We start from the raw sequence: 20754 nt of genomic DNA, 5'->3' as shown, positions 1-20754 counted from the left end.
CCGTGTCCCTAACTGTGTACCTCATTTAAATGAGATCGCTATAAAATAAATTTATGATTCATTGTCTAGAATCATGTCTACAATTCCAACTTTTCACCGCGAATCGAATAATCCAACAACTCCATCGGGTGAATAACTGAAATCTTCTTACCTTGCAACTGTAAATGCTTCGTAATTTGCAAAGTACACCCCGGATTAGCAGAAGCAATTAACTCAGCACCAGTATTCAACAAATTCTGCACTTTTTGCCGACCCAATTCCTCAGAAACTTCCGGTTGCAGCATATTATAAACCCCAGCGCTGCCACAACATAAAGCCGCGTCTATTGGTTCTCTCAACTTCACTCCTGGAATTTGTCGCAACACCTGACGCGGTTGCACGCTAATCTTTTGTCCATGCAATAAATGACAAGCATCTTGATAAACTAAACTCAAGGGTTTATCAGTCAGTGGCGAAAGTTTTGCTGTTAACCCAACAGTTGCCAAAAACTCTTGAGCATCTTTAACCTTAGTCGCAAAATTATTCGCTTTTTCCCGATACTCTGGGTCATCTTCTAAAATATGACCGTATTCCTTCAAAGTATGACCACAACCAGCAGCATTGATAATCACAAAATCTACATTAGTGTTAGCAAAACTATCAATCATCTGCCTTGCTAAAGCTTTCGCCTGTTCTGTTTGTCCTTGGTGTTCGGGAAGCGCTGCACAACATCCTTGAGATTTTGGAATCACAACTTCACAACCATTCGCTGTTAAAACCCGCACTGTTGCTTCATTCACAGGAGAGAAAAATAGCCGTTGCACGCATCCCAAAATTACCCCGACTCGGTAGCGCTTCTCACCTTGGGCCCGAATTACAGTAGGCAAATTATCTTGAAAGGATTTAAGTGTAATTTCTGGCAGAATTGATTCCATTGCTGCCAAACGAGGGGATATTTTATTGAGTAAACCTGTAGCCCGAAAGAATTTAGCAAATCCCAACTTTTGATAAACCAACAACGGAACTAATAAAACCCGTAAAAGGTTGGGATAAGGAAACAAAGAAAATATCAATTGACGAAAAAATTGATCTGGCAAACTGCGAGGATAATTTCGTTCAACTTGGTGACGAGTTGCAGAAATCAACTTGTCATACTGCACACCCGAAGGACAAGTACTCACACAAGCAAGACAGCCTAAACAAGAATCAAAATGTTCTACAGTTGCCGTATTTAAAGCAATCTCACCCTCATTAATTGCATCCATTAAATAGATGCGTCCTCTAGGTGAATCCATCTCCTTACCTAGCACCCGATAACTGGGACAAGTCGAAAGACAAAATCCACAATGTACACAACTATCAATCAACTTTGGGTCAGGCGGATGATTCTCATCAAACCCCTTCAAATTCTTTAAACTAGCCGTATTATTAACAGAATTTTCTGAAACTTGCATAATTTTTTCCCCTCTCTATCTCAGCGTCCTCAGTGTCTCTGCGGTAGCCTGCGGCAAGCCTCTGCGAGTCTACGTTAAAACTAAATCCCACCCAAAAACCTACCAGGACTTAAAATTTTCTTACTATCAAACTGTTCCTTAATACGGCGCATCAATGGCAAAGCATTCCCCGTGTAGCCCCAAACATCTATTTGTTCTTTAACCGCCACTGGTGCTTCCAGAATTGTTAAAAAACCTCTATTAGCTTGAGTGCGATTGCCTCCAGCGGAGCATAACTCATCGCGTATTTTCAATACTTGATTTTTATCCTCTAATTGTAACAAACCTAAACCACTACCAATATGAATTAAACCCAACTCTACCTGATTCAAAATCTCCATAGCAGCAGTAGGTAACACTCCTATTTTGCAGGTAATTACAGATTCTGTAGCAGTAGTATGGATTTGTTCTTGCAATCTCTGCCATAGATTGGCTTCATCATCATCTGCAAAAATTGCCCCATTTAAACCTAACTTTTGCCCTACTTCCAAAACTCGGTTTGACTGTTCTTTAACACTCTCACTAATACTTTGAAAACGGGCAATTAACCCCAATCCTTGACCCAAACCTAAACTAGACACCAATTTAGTTGATAGCAAATCAGCTTGGACTGGTGTTAACGCCGAACCTCGAAGAATATCAGCCGCTTGAGATACAGTCTCAGCTTTACCAGTTAGTACCACCGTCCCCGATGCCTCTGGTAGCGGATAAACCCTAAAAGTTAGTTGACTAATAAAGCCTAATGTGCCGTAAGACCCAGTAAACAACTTCATCAAGTCATATCCAGCGACATTTTTGACTACTCTTCCGCCAGCTTTGGCGATTTGTCCATCAGCACGCACAAAGGTAATACCTAGCAACTGGTCGCGCACACTACCATAACGTTGTCGCAGAGAACCTGTATCACCTGTGGCAACAATACCGCCAATAGTTGCCAATTCTGATGCTGTGGGGTCAAGGGCGAGAAATTGCCGCGACTTTGCCAAAAGTGCTTGCAGATCAGAGAATTTCATCCCAGCTTGTACAGTGACAGTTAGATCGCCAACGGCGTGTTCAATCACTTGGTTGATGCATTCTGTACTAACTACAATATCAACGCCCTTGGCTAAACCACCCCAGCTGAGTTTACTACCACTACCACAGGGGAGGACACGCCAGTTATTTGTGTGAGCTGTGGCAATGACTGCGGCTAGCTGTTCTTGGGTACGAGGATAGACAATACAACTGGGAAGCTTTCCAGAAGCTATAGCCTTTTGAATAAGTTTTTGCTGACCGAGTTCGATTTTTTCCCAAAGGCAAACAGCATTTTCTTCGCCGACGATAGATGCAAGTTCAGAAGCGCAGACGCCTTTCGGCCTGTCGTTAGACATCGCTTTCATTAAGTTTATTTTTTGACACCCTACATCTAATTTACTGGCTAACCTGACCAAAAAAGCGATTAATACACGGTGGCTTCAATATGGGGAGCGATGCCTACGGCGGGTTGCGCCAACGCCAGCTTGTAATCAGCTGCCACAATCTCGCCAAATGGACTCAAGACATGTTGCTTCTCCACTGTCGGCAGATTCTTTAAAGGCAAATGGGGAAATAGAAGTTCTGCGACTCGATAAGCTTCTTCTAGGTGGGGATAGCCAGAGAGGATAAAGGACTCAATGCCTAAATCTGCATATTCCAATATCCTGTCCGCTACGGTTTGAGGATCACCTACTAAGGCTGTTCCCGCACCACCCCGTACCAAACCGACTCCCGCCCACAGGTTCTGGCTTATCTCTAATGCCTCACGATTACCGTGGTTTAATTGAGTCATCCGGCGTTGTCCAACTGAATCCATCCGAGCATAAGCTTTTTGGGCTTTAGCGATCGCTTCGTCATCTACATACTTAATCAATTGATTCGCCGCATCCAAGCTTCACTCTCGGTTTCGCGCACAATCACATGTAGGCGAATGCCAAATCGCAAAGTCCGGCCTTCTGTTTCTGCAAGTCTCCGAACTGATGCAACCTTCTCACCTATTTGCACCGATGGTTCCCCCCAAGTTAGATAGACATCTACATGCTTGGCAGCAATTTTTTGAGCGATGGGAGAAGAACTGCCAAACCACAAGGGCGGATATGGCTTCTGAACGGTGGAAACAGCAGCTTACCATCCTGAATGTTGAGATAGTACCTTGGAGATTGGCTTGTTGACCACTAGCGTAGGCGTAGCCCGCCGTAGGCATCGCTCTACTGTTCATCTTCCCTACGGGACGCTACGCGTAGCGTCCCGTAGGGAAGGGAGCCGAAGTGCTGCTTCCTTCTATCTCTAGGAGGAATACAGCAATGGCAGCTTTGTGTATATTAGTTTACTTATCCATAACCTTCTGTTAAATTAATCTTAATATACGTCAAACCTATTGATTTGCTGTACTTAGGTTTAGGTTTTTGGCTACGAAGGTGGGTAACTATCCAGCCCACTGGCAATAAGTGCAAAATTCCGTTCTGTCTCTAGGAGAAATAAGGCAATGGGGCCGATGTTTATTACTGCCAACGATTGGCCACATATAGCATTGAGATTATCTTTGGCACTCCTGGTTGGTTGCTTGATTGGATTTAACCGTCAGCAAGGGGGTAGACCAGCAGGGATGAGAACATTCATGCTTGTGAGTATGGGAGCAGCACTATTCGTGATGATTCCTTTACAGGCTGAGGGAGGCAGTGTTTATGATGCCACCAATGCACTGAGTCGTACAATTCAAGGTGTAGCTACCGGGATAGGATTTCTCGGAGCCGGATTGATTTTACAAGAGTCTCCTAGAAAATCTGCTGCGCCAAAAGTAAAAAATTTAACTACTGCTGCCTGTGTCTGGACAGCGGCCGGGTTGGGGGCTGCGATCGGTTGTGGTCTATGGCAAATGGGATTATTGGGAGGGCTACTGACCCTGATTACCCTAAGTGGTGTAAAGCGTCTCAATCGCGCATTTGTATTTTTGACGAATCGGGGTAAACAGGGGACTACTCAGAATCTGACAACCACTGATGAAGATGATGATTAAGCATCACTACACTAGATCCATGAGTTAGCCAACACTTCTAATCAGAACCTGATCATTCTGCAATCTATGCAGAATATCTAGATGTACCGTCCAACATTAGGTCAATTTGATCTGAACATTGGATAATATTTTGTTGTTTCTTAGCTAATTTTAATGAGTTTATCAGGGCTAATGCAGAGCGTAGATGCAAAGCGGCTTGTCGTCAGACATCGCTGATTATAGTTATTGATGTAGGGAATCCCGTACTGGAGTTGATTGGCCAGTAAAGCAGAAAATAGAAAATAATAGATATATGGACAAACGGTATTTTTTACAGGCTAGTGCAGTAATAGTCGGCACAGCATTGTTATCAAGGTATATCAAATGGGGGCCAGAAGCGATGACAACTTCTAAGAGTGGATTTGAAATTACTAAACCTGAAGAAGAATGGCGCACGATTTTAACGCCAGAACAGTTTCGTGTATTGCGTAAACACGGAACTGAACGCCCTCACACCAGCCCATTGGATAAGGAATACAACAATGGTACTTATTATTGTGCTGCGTGTGAACAGCCACTGTTTACATCTGATACCAAATTTAACAGTGGTACTGGCTGGCCTAGCTTTTTTAACCCGATTGAAGGTGCGATCGCTATGACTGTAGATCGGTCGTTATTTATGACCAGAACTGAAGTGCATTGTAGTCGTTGTGGTGGTCATCTGGGTCACGTTTTTGATGACGGCCCTGCACCTACTGGCAAGCGCTATTGCATGAATGGGGTTTCGTTAAAGTTTACTCCTGCCTAATTTAGTTGCAATCGCACGTTCTAACCTAAATTATCAAATTTTGAGGCTTGACCAAGGGTGAATAAATTTTTGACAATAATTTCTCCTATTCAAGGCTACTGGACAAAGTATTGTCAATTTAAAGAAATGCAACTCTTGGTCTTCGCTAAAGGTATTTACCTAAATCGTCCTATTTGTTTGGGTCTTTTTTCTCCTTTTTGTCTTTGGGATCTTTTTTAGGTTTTTTAGCTTCTTTATTACTTTTTCTTTCCTTTGACATCAGCGTTCTCCAACTAGGTTAATCAGTGAAAGCTTCCATATTCTGCCATCAGGAAATCAAAAGATGACTTACCTGATATTTTTGAAGGCAAAAAAAGAAAGCATCAAACATAGATGCTACCAACTACCATGATACGGTGTTGTTTGATTCAATGTAGCTTGAATCTATATTGCTGGAGCCTGCCCAAATTCCATAAAAATTTAGATTACAGGGTAAAGAGGATAATTTTCTTTACTGTCACCTGTAACTTATCCCCTTCTTAACTCCTAACTCGCTTTTTTTATTGCTCCAACAATTTCATCCGCTGCCACCAACGATTTAGGGGATAATAGACTACTGGTGCCCACAGACTACTAAGAATGGCAGAAGCTAGGGCAACACGCTGGTAATATGTCCAAATATCTGTGACCTTGCGATCGCCTATCAAAGTTAATTGCAACCCAAAGATAGTTTCTGCCAAAACTGCCATACCAAAAACAATTACAGCAATCGAAATAAAATCTTCTTCGATAAAACGCTGCTTTTGGAGCAGACCAGTTAAGATTCCCACTATACCTAAACTGAGAGCATGAGTAGGATTAGGTGATGTCATTGAATCTTGAAGTAGCCCCAGAACTATACCTGCCAATGCTCCGGCAAACACCGTGCGCTTCACACTCCAAACTACCACCCAAATTAACAGCCAGTTAGGGCCAATTCCCAATAATTCCATACCTGGTAAGCGGGTTGGCAATAACAGTAAACATAACAGTACAGAACTAGCCGTTACTATCCAACCCAACAACTGACGGACACCGGGATGCCAACGAGAAAGCGGCTGGATTTGGAATTTCGATTTTCGCTCTGACGATTTTGGCTTTTTCTGCCTGCTACCACCAAATGCAGGAATCTTCATTTTTCTATGGATTTTCTCAAAGAATTTACTTAGACTTTTGCGGCACTTGATTTGCCGACTTTTGAGTTTCCAACTCTTGGTTGTCTAGCTTTGGATAAACAGCTACCCAATCCAGAGACCGGATTGGCGGAAAAAGCTCAATTTTCGCCACTGATGCGGGAAGTTTCTTTAAATCCAGTGACTTGATTCGTCCAACTGCCAAGCCAGATGGAAATTTCTGACTATAAGTAGATGTGGAAACTAAATCTCCTACTTTGACATTTGGGACTTTTTCATAAAACTCCAGCACAGCTTCCGCAGAAGAATCTCCTCGCAAAACACCTTTAGCTGCTGTGCGGCTAACTGATACACCCACTTGACTCTTGAGGTCACTGATTAACAACACGCGGCTAGTATTGGGAGTTACACTTTCCACCAGACCCACCAATCCGCCATCTGCCTTGACTATAAAGCCTTCCTGAATACCTGCATTTGCACCGCGATTCAGAGTAACTTGTTGCCACCACTGGTCAGCACTACGTCCTACCACCCGTGCTGGAATTGGCCGTGATGCCAGTGGTTCTTTTTCTACATAGCCTAATAAATCTTGTAGCTTTGTCTTTTGACTTTCCAAATCTACTATACGGGTTTGCAATTCCAATATTCGGGCATCTCTGAGACGTTCTTCTCGAGTTGGCCCTGACTGCAACATCTCTAAAGGACGGGTAATTGCATGGTATGTTTCAAGCACTAGTTCACCTTGAGTCTGTCGCAATATCCAAGCACTACCAACTATTAGAGCTAACAACCCGATTTGCAACCCTTTACGATCCCACCAACGCCGTATTGTTACCATATATACCTTTGCATACTTATATAAATTAAGTTCTACTTGGATTCTATTTATATAAAACCCAAATAGAACTCAAATAGAACTCAAGTCTGATATTTTTTTTGTTACATATTACGAGAGCTTTCCGTGACAACTCGTTCCAACTGTTTAAAGTTTTCTAACACACGACCTGTTCCCAGCACAACACAGCAGAGAGGATCAGCGGCAATGTGGGTGACAATCCCTGTTTCATGGCTAATTAAGGTATCTATGCCTTTGAGCAAAGCACCACCACCAGCTAACATAATACCTCTGTCAATGATGTCTGCTGCCAATTCTGGAGGTGTACGTTCCAGTGTCCGCTTCACAGCTTCTATAATTACTGATAGTGGTTCCAACATGCTTTCACGGATTTCTGGCCCTTTGATCGTTACAGTTCGCGGTAGACCAGAAAGCAGGTGTAAGCCTCGGACTTCCATCATGGCATCATTATCATCATTGGTAGGATAAGCAGAACCCATCCGAATCTTGATATCCTCGGCAGTTCGTTCACCAATGACTAAGTTATGAACTTTTTTAATATACTGAATGATCGATTCAGTTAGTTCATCTCCAGCAATGCGTACTGATTCGCTGATTACCGTACCCTGAAGGCTCAGCACTGCAACTTCTGTTGTCCCACCACCAATATCGATGATCATGTTGCCAGTTGCTTCGGCAACAGGTAGTCCTGCACCAATGGCCGCAGCTACAGGTTCATCAATTAAATAAACTTTTCTTGCTCCTGCTTGGTGAGCTGCATCCATTACAGCTCGCCTTTCTACTCCTGTGACACCACTGGGAATACCAATGACAATCCGGGGTAAAATTAAGGATTTACCTTCATTTACACGCTGAATAAAGCTTTTCAGCATCAGCTCGGCTATATCGAAATCAGCGATTACACCATCGCGCAAGGGGCGGAGGGCAATCACGTTTCCAGGTGTGCGACCGAGCATTTTTTTGGCTTCTTCTCCTACTGCTAGTGCTACCTTTTCGTTGACATCAATAGCAACTACAGAAGGCTCTTGCAGTACAATACCTTTACCAGATACATAAACCAGGGTGTTAGCAGTACCGAGGTCGATACCCATATCCCATGATGTGCGAAAGTTCCTAAAAATACCCACGCGTCTCTAAGCCCCCTATGTGCGATACTTCTTGACTACAACGGTAAGAGTTGATTCGATTAAGTTTGTATCCTGAGTTGAGTAAACTAGACTATATTTTTATATGATTCCCAGGAATATTTACTATGTCTCAGGCCTCTATTTTTTGATATTCTCTGGTTAGCTTAGTATATCCGTATACTTTTATGTGTTTCTCCAAGTAGTATGTATAAATTTTCAAGTCCACTATATTGTTAACTGTTTAACACATTATTTTCAAGTGTTTCACAATTCGCTATGATGAAAGTCTAAATTACTAAGTACGCATGTACTAAGAGGTAACGCATATGAGTATCAATATTGTCACCCTTGTTGGTCGTGTAGGCAGCGACCCTGATATAAAATATTTTGAATCTGGTAGCGTTAAGTGTAGATTGACACTAGCGGTGAAAAGACGATCGCGCAACAGCGATGAACCTGACTGGTTCACTCTGGAATTATGGGATAAGACGGCTGAGGTAGCAGGTAATTATGTGCGTAAGGGAAGCCTAATTGGCATAAAAGGTTCCTTGAAGTTTGACACATGGAGCGATCGCCAAACAGGAGCAAACCGTTCTACACCCATTATTAGAGTAGACCAACTAGATTTATTAGGCTCTAAGCGCGATGGAGAGGGCGGTACAGGAGATATGTCTTCAGAACATTTTTAATTGGTCATTGGTCATTAGTTCTTAGTAATGCTAATGACCAATGACTAATGACTAATAACTAATTTGCAGCGTCACCGATGCTTCTACTTCCTGTTCACCACCAACAACAGGGGTGGAAGCATCAGCTACCTTTGCAGCCTCAGCCCGTAAAAACATGGGTGGTGGTGGAGGCGGAGTAGCATTATTAACTTGAATGCTCACCACTTCTTTGGGTTTTAAACCCAAGGCACTAAAAACAGCATCAGCTTGCTGCTGGGCATCTTGGGTAGCTTCTTTTAATGCTTGTTTTTGAGCAGCAGCGATCGCTTCATCATTCGCAACAAAACTAATGCCGTTAATTTGTGTCGCACCCGCTTTCACTGCATCATCCAATAATGTCCCAGCTTGCTCAACAGGAATACTAAAACTTACGGTGTTATTGGCAGCATAGCCCGTAATCTTCTGCACATTATTGGTATAGCTGTAAACTGGGTTGAGCCGGATACCAGTAGTTTGTAATTTTTCAACATTTTTGCTCTTGAGGAACGCAACTACAGCCGATGACCTGCGAGCGGCTTCTTGCTGTACCTCCTGTGCTGTTTTCCCCTGAATTTCTACTCCTAAACTGATTTGTGCCAGGGTTGTAGGAATTGTTTCCACTCCGCGACCACTGACACTAAGGGTTCGCCACAATTTTTGTTTTTCTTGTGCCAATGCAGGTAGTGTAAAATTTATACATAAAAGCATTGCTAAAGGCAGTATTTTCCACAAGTTTCCATTGGGAAACTTAGAACCGGATAAAGCGGCTCTAGTCATAAAATTTGCACTCCTCAAAGTATCCACAGATGTTTTTATTAAGCGTATGTAGCAATCTTCTGGTGGCTGTTAAGAGTTAACAGCCACTACAAGTTTTTCATAACTCAAGTGCGATCGCTAGATACGATTTGTATGTTCTTACTTTGACACTGCCATAGTCAAAAGCTAAAATGGTTACATTTTTTGAAACTAAAAAAATTACACTAACCTTTTTGGAGATTACGAAGAATACACCAACCCATCACACGAGTTCAAATCAAACAGGACAATAAATTCACAGAATTTGAATTGCTAGGCTTCCTAGACTGTCTGTAGTCCCGGTTTGGGAAGTTTTCTGGCAGCGCTTGATTGAGTTGACAAATGGTACAAATTATTTTGACTAAGCTGCCAATAGCGTCTCCATAGATAGACGTTTTTCAGAAACGCGTCAAAATCAAAGAGAAGGATTTTCACAGAACCCATGCATTTGTTAGATCCAATCAACTTCTCTTTTCCTCTGCTGGCTACTGCAACAGAAGCCGTAGACAGTTCAATGGTAGTAGCAGCAGTGCTACTAAGCTTAGTAGTCATTTATCTCGCCAGCAAAGTTGGTGGAGAGTTATCAAATAAAGTGGGTTTGCCGCCCGTTTTAGGCGAACTAGTAGGTGGTGTGGTAGTTGGCATCTCTGTTTTCCACCTTTTAGTGTTTCCAGAAGGCAGCACAGACAGTTCTAACTCTTTGATCATGTCCTTCCTTCAAATCACTGCTGGTTTAACTCCTGAAGCCACACCATCTGTGTTTGCAGCCCAGTCTGAGGTCGTTTCTGTTTTGGCAGAATTGGGTGTGATCATCCTGCTGTTTGAAATCGGCTTGGAGTCGAACTTAAAAGATTTAATGGCAGTTGGTATCCAAGCCACAGTTGTCGCAATAGTCGGGGTAGTAGTACCCTTTGCCGCTGGTACTGTGGGACTGATGACTTTGTTTGGTATTAGTGCTGTACCTGCAATTTTTGCCGGGGCGGCTTTGACTGCCACTAGTATTGGAATTACTTCTAAGGTGCTGTCAGAGTTGGGGCGACTCAATTCTAAAGAAGGGCAGATTATTTTGGGTGCTGCCGTAATTGACGATGTATTAGGAATCATCGTTTTAGCGGTAGTTGCTAGTCTAGCTAAAGATGGCGTGGTGGATGTAAGCAAAGTCATTTATTTGATTATCAGCGCCACTGGTTTTATTTTGGGAGCAATCTTACTAGGCAATGTTTTCAATAAGTCCTTTGTGGCGATCGCGGATCAACTCAAAACACGCGGTGGGCTGGTAATACCAGCATTCATCTTTGCTTTTGCTATGGCATATCTTGCTGCTGTCATCCACTTAGAAGCAATTCTAGGAGCTTTTGCGGCGGGTTTAGTCTTGGAAGAGACAGATAAACGCAAAGAACTGCAAAGGCAAGTCTGTCCCATTGCCGATATGTTAGTGCCAATTTTCTTTGTGACTGTTGGGGCAAAAACCGATTTGGGAGTTTTAAACCCAGCAATTCCCGACAATCGAGAAGGTCTAATTATGGCAACTTTCCTGATCATAGTAGCCATTCTCGGTAAAGTAATCACAGGCTTAAGCGTGTTTGGTCAACCGGGAATCAACCGTTTAGCGATTGGTGTGGGGATGATTCCCAGAGGGGAAGTTGGATTAGTATTTGCTGGTGTCGGTGCTGCTAGTGGCGCTCTCTCAAAACCACTAGGGGCAGCAATCATCATGATGGTTATCTTGACAACCTTTTTAGCCCCTCCTTTGTTACGATTTGTATTTCCAGACCCAAAAACTGTGGATGCAGGCTCAGAGCAACTGGTTTTAGATGGTTCCTCTGGAACTTCGTTGGTAATTGAACCACCTCAGTTGAGGGTACCAGCATCAAATGACAGTGGCAATTTGGAAGTAACCCCAGAATCTAGCGATCGCTAATCAAAGTCTTGGGTAATTATTACTGAGTTCTGAGTAATTTTCGCTCAGAACTCAGGACTCTGAAGTAAGTACTATCACTAAGCTTTGAAGATTTGACGATTGTGCAGTGGAAACTTCTCTCCCCAAATTTCCGTCCCGTGTGATTGTAGAATAATCGTTTGTTTATAATTTCTACCAGCATTCGGAATGTTACTTATTTCCAGTCTCCCTTGGCTTGTGGGCCTTTATCTGAATATTTTCTAGGTAATTGGGGAGTAACACCCATAAATCTTGCTAGATCATCTGACAGTAATGGGAATTATTTATTTAGTGCATTGATGGCAAAAAACAAAAAACAGTTATCAGTGAACGGTTATCAGTTATTAGTTTTCTAGCTTCCTTATGAGTAAGAGTTCCTACCTCTAAAGGTGGAAGATTTCACATGGAGATTTAATCCCAATATGAAACCTGATAACTGATTTATACCAACTTAAAAAATCACAAAAGGCATCAAAGTTTAAGTTTAGGTGGCGACGGTGTGATGATTTACCAATGAGTTGAGATATTGACGGCTCCCATGAACGTGAATTAGGAGAAAGGACTGTGAAATTACACTGGCTACTACCCAGCACTATTGGAACTATCTTCATGCTATCGTCGCCTGCAATGGCCGCGAGACTAGAATCTTGGCGCTTTGATGCCAATCAAAACAGGCTGGAAATTAATACTGTGGGAGCAGTTCAACCCCAGGCACAACTAATTTTTAACCCGACTCGGCTGGTAATTGATTTACCAGGAACCACATTTGGGCGTCCACAAATAACCCAACAGGTGGGCGGTGGAATTCGTTCGATCCGTGTTGGGCAGTTTGATACAGAAACAACACGTATAGTTGTCGAACTGACACCTGGTTATACTTTAGACCCCAAACGAGTGCAATTTGTTGGTACAACTGGCGATCGCTGGACGGTGCAATTACCTAGACCAGAAGTTGATAGAGTAGCCTCACCTGCCACCTCATCTCCCACCTCATCTCCTAGAAGTGCTTACACTGTTGTTACCCCAGACTCTGAGCCGCAACCTAATATTTCAAGGGTTGCCACTACTACACGAGGGGCGACTCAACTTGAGAGCTTACAAGTAACAGGCGATGGGTTGTTCATCCGCACTAGTGGTAGCAATCCTCCGATTCAGGTAATTCGCAGTCGCGATCGCGCTACCATCTTCATGGATATCTCTAGCGCATCTTTATCACCACGTCTTGCGAATAATATACCCGTTAACAAACATGGTATTAGCCGCGTCGAATTCACCCGATTACAAACCCAACCTCCTGGTGTCCGTTTGACTTTACGGGTAGATAAAAATAGCCCAGACTGGCGAGCAACTAATAGTAACGGTGGTGGTTTGGTGGTTCTGCCCAGTCGCGTTGTCAGATTGCCTGGAAGTAATAATTTTGACAATCAGTCAGAACCTGTTTCCCTTCCCAGCAGAGCATCTGCGAACAACTCGCCAGCTACAATTGAGTCTGTGCAACTGGCTGATAATGGCACACAACTGCTAATTAGAGGCGACCAAACTTTATCTGCCACAGGAAGTTGGGATAGATCATCAGGTCTGTTCCGCGTCACAATTACCAATGCAAAGTTAGCTCCCAGAGTTACAGGCCCTACTTTTGCTCCCAATAGCCCCATTCTCCGGGTACGTCTGCAACCCCAAGAACCTAATACAGTCGTTGTCTTAGTTCAACCAGCAGCCGGAGTGCAACTTGGGCAACCCCAGAAAATTAGCGACCAGCTTTTGGCTTTACCAATACAAGGCTCTCGTCGAATCGTTGCAACCCCCCCCGGCAGACCCCCCTTTGCTTTACCTCCGCTACCACCACCAAACCGGGGCCCATTCCCAGACCCAAACAATCCCAATCCCCAGCCTCCAACACAACCACAGCGCCGAGTTAGCAATGGGCGAGTGGTGGTTCTCATTGACCCCGGACATGGCGGTAAAGACCCTGGAGCAGTAGGTCTTGGAGGATTACGAGAAAAAGATGTAATACTGCCTATTAGCAAAAGAATAGCTCAGGTCTTGCAGCAAAATGGCGTACAAGTAGTTATGACGCGGGATTCTGACTATTTCGTTACCCTTCCGGGACGCGTGCAATTAGCAGAGCGGGCGAATGCTGATGTCTTTGTTAGTATTCACGCTAATGCAGTTGGCCCAGGCCGTTCTGATGTCAGTGGCTTAGAAACATATTATTACGATAGTGGTTTGGGTCTAGCTCGCACTGTCCATAACAGTATTCTCCAAAATATAAATGTCAGAGATAGGGGAGTGCGGCGAGCCAGATTTTTTGTTCTCAGAAAAAGTTCTATGCCTTCGATTCTCGTAGAAACAGGTTATTTGACCGGTCGAGATGATAACGCGAAACTCAGAAGCTCCGCTTACCAAAATCAAATGGCAGATGCGATCGCTCGTGGCATCCTTCAGTATCTAAAGAGAAGATAAGTAATTTAGTCTAAATTATTGAGTAAATACATCTAATCTTGACCATTTTTATCCAATTTAGTAGTAAAACAATTTAAGTATTCTTGCGGCGGGACAGGAGTAGCTTCTTTGTTATTGTCATCTGATGCTTTGCAAGTCAAACTTATCTAAGCTAATGGCATGGCAAAATCAGAGGAGCGTGCTATATTTTACGCCATTAGCTGTGTCTTAATAACAGCGCAAAACTCAAGTGTGCGCGGTGACGGTGTGAGGATTTGCCAATATGTTGAGATATTAACGGCTCCCATGAATGTGAATTAGGAGAAAAGACTGTGAAATTACGCTGGTTACTATCCAGTACTATTGGGACTATCTTCATGTTATCGTCGCCGGCAATGGCCGCGAAACTGGAATCTTGGCGTTTTGATGCCAATCAAAACAGGCTGGAAATTAATACATTAGGGAATGTTCAACCCCAAGCACAATTAATTTTTAACCCCACTCGTTTGGTAATAGATTTGCCAGGAACCACATTTGAGCGTACGCAGCTAACCCAACAGGTGGGCGGTGCAATTCGCGCTATCCGTGTTGGGCAATTTGACGAACAAACAACACGCATAGTCGTTGAACTAACTCCTGGTTATACTTTTGACCCTAAGAGAGTACAATTTGTTGGCAGAACTGGCGAATCCCCTGCGGGGACACTTCGTGAACGCTGGATGGTGCAATTACCTACGCCAGAAGCTGAAAATGTACCCTCAATAAATACTGGTGGGCAACAAGAGCAAGCTATAGCAACAGAAACTTCACCGAGAACATCTCCACCAGTCTTCTCACCAAGAAATATTTACAACGTGGTGACAACAAGTCCTGTCAATCCACCTAAAAATGGAATGGTTGCCGCCAGGGTTACTCAAATTGATAACTTACAAGTCACAGGTGATGGTTTTTTCATCCGCACCAATGGTGGTAATCCTCAGATTCAGGTAAATCGTAGCAACGATCAAAGGGCAATTAACATCGATATTGCTGACGCTACTTTATCACCAAGTCTAGAACAGCGCGATTTGTCGATTAATCGCTATGGTGTCAGCCGCATTCAGTTTAGCCAACTGCAAACAAGCCCATCTGTTGTTCGCATGACTTTACAGGTGGACGAAAATAGTCAAAATTGGCGAGCAACTACTAGCAGTGTTGGTGGTTTTGTGGTTTTGCCCAGTCGTGGCGTTGCCCAGTTTCCTGGAGGTAATAGTCCACGCCCTATATCATCTACTAACACCTCACCTGCTACCATTCAGTCTGTGGAACTGGCTAATAATGGTACACAACTGTTGATTAGATCCGACCAAGCTTTATCTGCTATAGGAGGTTGGGATAGAACTTCGGGTCTGTACCGCATTTCCATCAACAATGCTCAGTTAGCTCCCAAAGTTACAGGCCCGACTTTTAATGCTAATAGCCCTATCCTGCGAGTCCGCCTGCAACCACAACAGTCCAATACTGTCACTGTCTTGGTTCAACCAGCAGCTGGAGTACAAATTGGGGAACTCAACCAGCTTGGTGACCAGCTTTTGGCTTTACAATTACAACGCTCTGCTAGTGTCACACCCCCTATTGCTTTACCTCCTCTGCCATCGTCTAACCAAGGCCAATTCCCAAACCCCATAGATAATCCCCGTCCTATCTCTCAACCACAGCCGCGCCCCTCGGTTCCCAGAGGCAAATTACTAGTTGTGATTGACCCAGGACATGGTGGAAAAGACTCAGGTGCTCCTGGTCTGGGCGGACTGTTAGAAAAGGATGTAATCCTGCCTATTGGTAAAAGGGTAGCAGCCATTTTAGAGCAAAATGGTGTACAAGCAGTGCTAACGCGGGATGCTGACTTTTTCGTAGAACTTCAGGGACGGGTAGACATCGCCGAGCGAGTTAATGCGACTTTGTTTGTCAGTATTCACGCTAATTCGGTTGATCGTCGTCCTGATGTGAATGGGTTAGAAGTGTATTATTACGAAAGTGGTTATGCTTTGGCTGAAGTAGTTCGCAATTCCATTCTCCAAGACATCCCTACCATTAAAGACCGGGGAACCCGCAAAGCTAGATTCTATGTTCTCAGAAAAAGCTCTATGCCCTCAATTTTAGTGGAAACAGGCTATATGAGTGGTTACGAGGATAATCCCAGATTGGGAACACCAGAGTATCAAAATCGTATGGCAGAAGCGATCGCTCGTGGCATTCTAAAATACTTACAGCGCTAATATAGTACAAATTACTAATTAAAAAGGTGGTATTTAGACTCCTTTGGCATTCAGAATTTAGTGGTCAATTAGCAAATTGTCTGCTAAATTCTGTATTTTAAATCCCAAAACCTAAATTAATATCTGCCTGTGTATTCATCTTCGATCTTTGAAGCTAATCTTGATGATTTTTCTGCTCAAGAACCCCAACGTGCCCCAATAGGTATTTTTGACAGTGGTGTGGGTGGACTGACGGTACTGCGACAACTATATCGGCAACTCCCCAATGAATCAATTATTTACTTTGGGGATACAGCTCGACTTCCTTATGGAATTCGTTCACAAGCAGAAATTTTACAATTTACGCGTGAAATTCTTACCTGGCTACAACAGCAGCAGGTAAAAATGGTAATTATGGCTTGCAACACCAGTTCTGCCCTAGCCCTAGAAACCGTGCGTCAGGAATTCAACATACCTATTTTGGGAGTAATTCTACCAGGTGCAAAAGCTGCGGTGCAGCAAGGAAAGCGGATTGGTGTAATTGCTACTCCAGCTACGGCTAAGAGTAATGCTTATAAGCACGCCATACTCGAAATTGCTCCTGATGTCCAAGTCTGGCAAGTTGGATGCCCAGAGTTTGTGCCACTCATCGAACAAAACCGCATTCACGACCCCTATACTGCTGAAGTCGCACGAGCCTATCTAGAGCCTTTACTAGAACAGGAAATTGACACTTTAGTTCATGGCTGTACCCATTATCCCCACCTTACACCAGTATTGCGATCGCTCCTCCCCTCTCAAGTCCAACTAGTTGATCCAGCTGTTCATGTTGTGGCAGCTTGTGCCCAAGAGCTAGACTTATTAAGCTTAAAAAATACCCACTTACCACTGCCAACTCGCTTCGCCGTCAGCGGGTGTCCGCAACAGTTTTCTCAGTCAGGAGTGCAATGGCTAGGCTATACCCCAATGGTTGAAGAGGTTTGCTTCACCGATACCGCTATTTCCCAACTCCAATAAAACTAATTTGTCCTTATACCAATTCTTTGTGAAACTGTACAAAATTAGGCTTAGTGAGACAAGGGGCTTAAGCCCCTTGTTCTATGCGACCTCACAGGTAATCGGTGTTAGTTCTTAGTCCTTTAATCAAAACAAATGATAAATGACGAAGAATGAAGGACAAATGACTATTGACTATTAACTGCTTCAGTCACTTTTGCCCTTACTGATATCTCTTGCTTGTGTTTTCCTTCGGCAGATGAAGGGAAAATTGTAGGAACATTCTTTGTACCCGTTCGCTTTGCCAGCGCTAATAACAGGTAGACCGTGAACAAATATCCAGACGCTAAAATAAAAATCATCATAGGTATACTTCCGTAAATCATTGTTCTACTAGCAGCTTTTCAAACGAATACAAAATTCCATAAAATTAGTAGAACCTCAGCCAACCAAGTGCATTCTTGATCGCTGTAGTTTCCTATGGTAAAATTACCTATAGAGATGAAATTCTCTACGGACAAAGAATTTATTGTTTGATGCGACTTCTTGCAGACCATAGATCCCACAGCAGTTAGATTGCCATTTAGCAATCTAAAACTACGATTCTCAGCGGTCTACTTGATCTGCGTTATTTTTGCTCACACTGCTGTGAAAAGAGCAATGCTTGCGCTCAACGTGCACTGAAGACGTGTAGCGGCTCCCATATGGGTATCGCATAGCTCCAAACCAGGAGTTTTGCATATCGTAGGAAAAATCAAAGGAATAATTCCTTTAATCTAAGCTACGACTAATTATTTTAGACTCACACCACTGATGCAGTAAAATCACTTAGCAAGTGACTTACTTTTGGGGTGTGAATATCTGAAAAATTTATAATTCCTATATTTTAGCGTAACACAACAACCCTGAATTTGAAGCCCATTCGACTACTAAATTTCAATTTTTTTGAATAGCTACACTTCAGTCCTGAAGAAATTTAGTCTTACCTAATTGGTAAATATTTAAATAGCATCTATTTTGTCAATAAGCAATATTACTCAAATCGTCCTTTGAACTGTAGCGATAAATATATACTAGGAAACTACTTAATATAATTTAAGCTGATATTTATTTTCATATACTGAGGATTCATATTTTAAGTTAGATTAAAACCTGAGTTACCAAAAATTAAGCGTAATTGCTTATTGACAAACTCACTATTAACCTTAATTATCACCAATAAACTTATGAAAATGGAATTACCTGATGAAAACTTTGCGCTGGCACAGGGTTATCTTAAAATGAGTGTAGGATATGTAAACTTTCGTAACCTAAGTCAGAGTCCGCCCATCCATGACCCCAGCCACCTCCCTGTTTACCCCTGTGGAAGCAGACCTGCGACTACTAGCAGATAACCTAAAACAGCTAGTTGGAAACCGCCACCCCATTCTGTTTGCAGCAGCCGAACATTTATTCGGAGCTGGGGGAAAGCGTATCAGACCAGCAATTGTCCTGCTAATATCGCGGGCAACAATGTTAGATCAAGACATTACACCCCGTCATCGCCGCCTAGCTGAGATTACAGAAATGATTCATACAGCAAGCTTGGTACATGACGATGTGGTAGATGAATCAGACGTGCGGCGAGGCGTTCCTACCGTTCATAGTTTGTTCGGTAATCGCATTGCCATATTAGCAGGAGATTTTCTTTTTGCCCAATCGTCCTGGTATTTAGCAAACTTGGACAACTTGGAGGTGGTGAAACTGCTCTCAGAAGTCATTATGGATCTGGCTACTGGAGAGATCCAGCAGGGGCTGAATCGTTTTGATGCTGGCATCTCTATTGAAACTTACCTCCAAAAGAGTTATTACAAAACGGCTTCATTAATAGCCAACAGTTCTAAAGCTGCTGGGTTACTCAGTGAAGTCTCCCGTGAAACTGTTGAGCACATGTATAGCTACGGTCGTCATTTTGGTATAGCATTTCAAATTGTTGACGATATTCTAGATTTCACCAGTACAACAGATACCTTGGGTAAACCAGTGGGGTCGGATCTTAAAAGTGGTAATCTGACTGCACCCGTTTTATTTGCTTTAGCAGAAAAACCATCCTTGGAAGTGCTGATTGATCGAGAGTTTGCTCAAGAAGGGGATTTAGAGCAAGCACTGGAACTAATTCAAGATAGTCAAGGTATACAGCAGGCGCGAGAGTTAGCTGCTCACCATGCTAAGTTAGCAATTGAACATCTTGCAGTTCTGCCACCCTCAGAATCCCACCAGGCATTGATTAACATAGCTGAGTACACACTGAGTCGCCTATATTAAATCACTTAGCAGTTAACAGGTACAAAATGGGGCTTTAGACCCCAAGCGAAACCTTCTACCTGTTCTTAGGTGGGAAAAATTGGCTTAATGGTAAGCTAAAATTTGAAAAATGTTCACAGATAACTGTTTGTTAACTAATTTTAGATTAGGCGGAAAATTAAGCCGATAGCCTGGTTCTTTAAATAACTAAAAGCTTAGTGATCGGCATTAATTTCTCTTTATCAAAAACTTTTTCAAAAAAATTTGAGATTTAAAATTTTGGATGTGGGATTGTATCTAAAAAATCCCACATCCAAAATTTTTCTATGCAATATCAGGGGGTATCTGTTTAGGTGATCGCTGTTGTCGCAGCTGTTGCTGCATAAGTTTTTCCAGATCAATTCGCCGAATTTCAACGGTATGAGTGGTCTGACCCGGCGTTTCCAAAAAAATGATGCTATCTACGGGTTCCAATGCCACCAATTGGAACAAAATATGGGTGACAGGAATAATTTTAGCTAGCATTTGAGGGTCAAGCCCAGCAGGGGAAATTAGAGAGACATCCTGTATGGTAGGGAAAGCGTAAATCACACGCTTTTCCAATCCTGGATTAGCACGATTGCTCAATGTAGTTAAAACCCAGCTTGACTCAGAATTTTGGAGAATATAGTACTGGGAGTAACGTAATTTTTGAGCGATCGCTCTAAGGGCAGGAGCAATTGCTGCAATCAGATGTGGTGTTATACCATCGCGGGGTGCATTGTCAATCAGCAATTGAATTTGTGCTTCTAAATCCATAATGACTTGTATACGGCTCCTGGGTAATGGCAATAACATCTATCAAAGTGTGAACAATCCCATCGAAGTTGGGAATAATAAAATCAGCCACATTCTCAATGTAGGATTGGTCTGCGTTTAGCTTATACGTAAAACT

16 protein-coding genes and 1 pseudogene are annotated in these 20754 nt (G+C 43.0%); 8 read left to right on the top strand and 9 right to left on the bottom strand.

Going from position 1 to position 20754, the window contains the following annotated elements; translation table 11 throughout:
- Positions 1 to 77 precede the first annotated feature (77 nt).
- From F8R90_RS02920 to F8R90_RS02910, 3 genes and pseudogenes are all read right to left on the bottom strand, one after another.
- Positions 78 to 1433, bottom strand: coding sequence for a (Fe-S)-binding protein (locus tag F8R90_RS02920; RefSeq protein ID WP_196509478.1), 1356 nt, complete (start codon positions 1431 to 1433; stop codon positions 78 to 80).
- Between the two features lie 80 nt (positions 1434 to 1513).
- Entirely contained in the window at positions 1514 to 2851 is a 1338-nt protein-coding gene (locus F8R90_RS02915; protein WP_196509476.1) for an FAD-binding oxidoreductase, read from the bottom strand.
- Positions 2852 to 2910: 59 nt separating this feature from the next.
- Positions 2911 to 3634, bottom strand: a pseudogene (locus F8R90_RS02910) (LLM class flavin-dependent oxidoreductase); the annotation flags it as partial.
- A gap of 338 nt (positions 3635 to 3972) precedes the next feature.
- On the opposite strand from F8R90_RS02910, the gene F8R90_RS02905 reads away from it, so the two are divergent.
- Together F8R90_RS02905 and msrB are read left to right on the top strand one after the other, a co-directional pair.
- Positions 3973 to 4503, top strand: coding sequence for an MgtC/SapB family protein (locus F8R90_RS02905; protein WP_196509474.1), 531 nt, complete (start codon positions 3973 to 3975; stop codon positions 4501 to 4503).
- A gap of 292 nt (positions 4504 to 4795) precedes the next feature.
- Entirely contained in the window at positions 4796 to 5290 is a 495-nt protein-coding gene (gene msrB, locus F8R90_RS02900) for a peptide-methionine (R)-S-oxide reductase MsrB (RefSeq protein ID WP_190896668.1), read from the top strand.
- 539 nt (positions 5291 to 5829) lie between these two features.
- Here msrB and mreD read toward each other — a convergent pair.
- The 3 genes from mreD to F8R90_RS02885 form a co-directional block, all read right to left on the bottom strand.
- Positions 5830 to 6444 (bottom strand): rod shape-determining protein MreD, encoded by a 615-nt coding sequence (mreD, locus tag F8R90_RS02895; RefSeq protein ID WP_196509472.1) that lies wholly within the window; start codon positions 6442 to 6444, stop codon positions 5830 to 5832.
- Positions 6445 to 6469: 25 nt separating this feature from the next.
- Positions 6470 to 7279, bottom strand: a complete 810-nt coding sequence (mreC, locus tag F8R90_RS02890) for a rod shape-determining protein MreC (protein ID WP_196509470.1) — start codon at positions 7277 to 7279, stop codon at positions 6470 to 6472.
- Positions 7280 to 7380: 101 nt separating this feature from the next.
- On the bottom strand, positions 7381 to 8388 hold the full coding sequence (locus F8R90_RS02885) for a rod shape-determining protein (protein WP_190896662.1): 1008 nt from the start codon (positions 8386 to 8388) through the stop codon (positions 7381 to 7383).
- A 362-nt stretch (positions 8389 to 8750) separates the two neighbouring features.
- On the opposite strand from F8R90_RS02885, the gene F8R90_RS02880 reads away from it, so the two are divergent.
- A complete protein-coding gene (locus F8R90_RS02880) occupies positions 8751 to 9113 on the top strand; it encodes a single-stranded DNA-binding protein (RefSeq protein WP_100900435.1) in 363 nt (120 codons plus the stop codon).
- A gap of 51 nt (positions 9114 to 9164) precedes the next feature.
- Here F8R90_RS02880 and F8R90_RS02875 read toward each other — a convergent pair whose 3' ends face one another.
- Entirely contained in the window at positions 9165 to 9908 is a 744-nt protein-coding gene (locus F8R90_RS02875; protein WP_196509468.1) for an SIMPL domain-containing protein, read from the bottom strand.
- A 460-nt stretch (positions 9909 to 10368) separates the two neighbouring features.
- Between F8R90_RS02875 and F8R90_RS02870 the strand changes: the two genes are divergently transcribed.
- From F8R90_RS02870 to murI, 4 genes are all read left to right on the top strand, one after another.
- Positions 10369 to 11847 (top strand): cation:proton antiporter, encoded by a 1479-nt coding sequence (locus F8R90_RS02870; protein ID WP_196509467.1) that lies wholly within the window; start codon positions 10369 to 10371, stop codon positions 11845 to 11847.
- Positions 11848 to 12429: 582 nt separating this feature from the next.
- Positions 12430 to 14328: an N-acetylmuramoyl-L-alanine amidase gene (locus F8R90_RS02865; RefSeq protein WP_196509465.1), complete on the top strand. Its 1899-nt coding sequence runs from the start codon at positions 12430 to 12432 to the stop codon at positions 14326 to 14328.
- Between the two features lie 311 nt (positions 14329 to 14639).
- Complete coding sequence (locus F8R90_RS02860; RefSeq protein ID WP_196509463.1) at positions 14640 to 16562, top strand: N-acetylmuramoyl-L-alanine amidase; 1923 nt, start codon at positions 14640 to 14642, stop codon at positions 16560 to 16562.
- A gap of 129 nt (positions 16563 to 16691) precedes the next feature.
- Entirely contained in the window at positions 16692 to 17558 is an 867-nt protein-coding gene (gene murI / locus F8R90_RS02855) for a glutamate racemase (protein WP_196509461.1), read from the top strand.
- Between the two features lie 167 nt (positions 17559 to 17725).
- Here the strand turns inward: murI and F8R90_RS02850 are convergent, their stop codons facing one another.
- Positions 17726 to 17923 carry a hypothetical protein gene (locus F8R90_RS02850; RefSeq protein WP_196509460.1) on the bottom strand — a complete coding sequence of 66 codons (198 nt, stop codon included), beginning with the start codon at positions 17921 to 17923 and terminating at the stop codon, positions 17726 to 17728.
- Between the two features lie 946 nt (positions 17924 to 18869).
- On the opposite strand from F8R90_RS02850, the gene sds reads away from it, so the two are divergent.
- Complete coding sequence (gene sds / locus F8R90_RS02845) at positions 18870 to 19841, top strand: solanesyl diphosphate synthase (RefSeq protein ID WP_190896647.1); 972 nt, start codon at positions 18870 to 18872, stop codon at positions 19839 to 19841.
- Between the two features lie 303 nt (positions 19842 to 20144).
- On the opposite strand, the gene F8R90_RS02840 is transcribed toward sds, so the two are convergent.
- Positions 20145 to 20618 (bottom strand): hypothetical protein, encoded by a 474-nt coding sequence (locus tag F8R90_RS02840; protein WP_196509458.1) that lies wholly within the window; start codon positions 20616 to 20618, stop codon positions 20145 to 20147.
- Between the last annotated feature and the right edge of the window lie 136 nt (positions 20619 to 20754).

The organism is Nostoc sp. NZL (assembly GCF_015714705.1).
Taxonomy (GTDB): Bacteria; Cyanobacteriota; Cyanobacteriia; order Cyanobacteriales; family Nostocaceae; genus Nostoc; species Nostoc foliaceum_A.
Note: the sequence above shows the minus strand (reverse complement) of the source record. Positions and strands in the feature narration are given on the sequence as shown.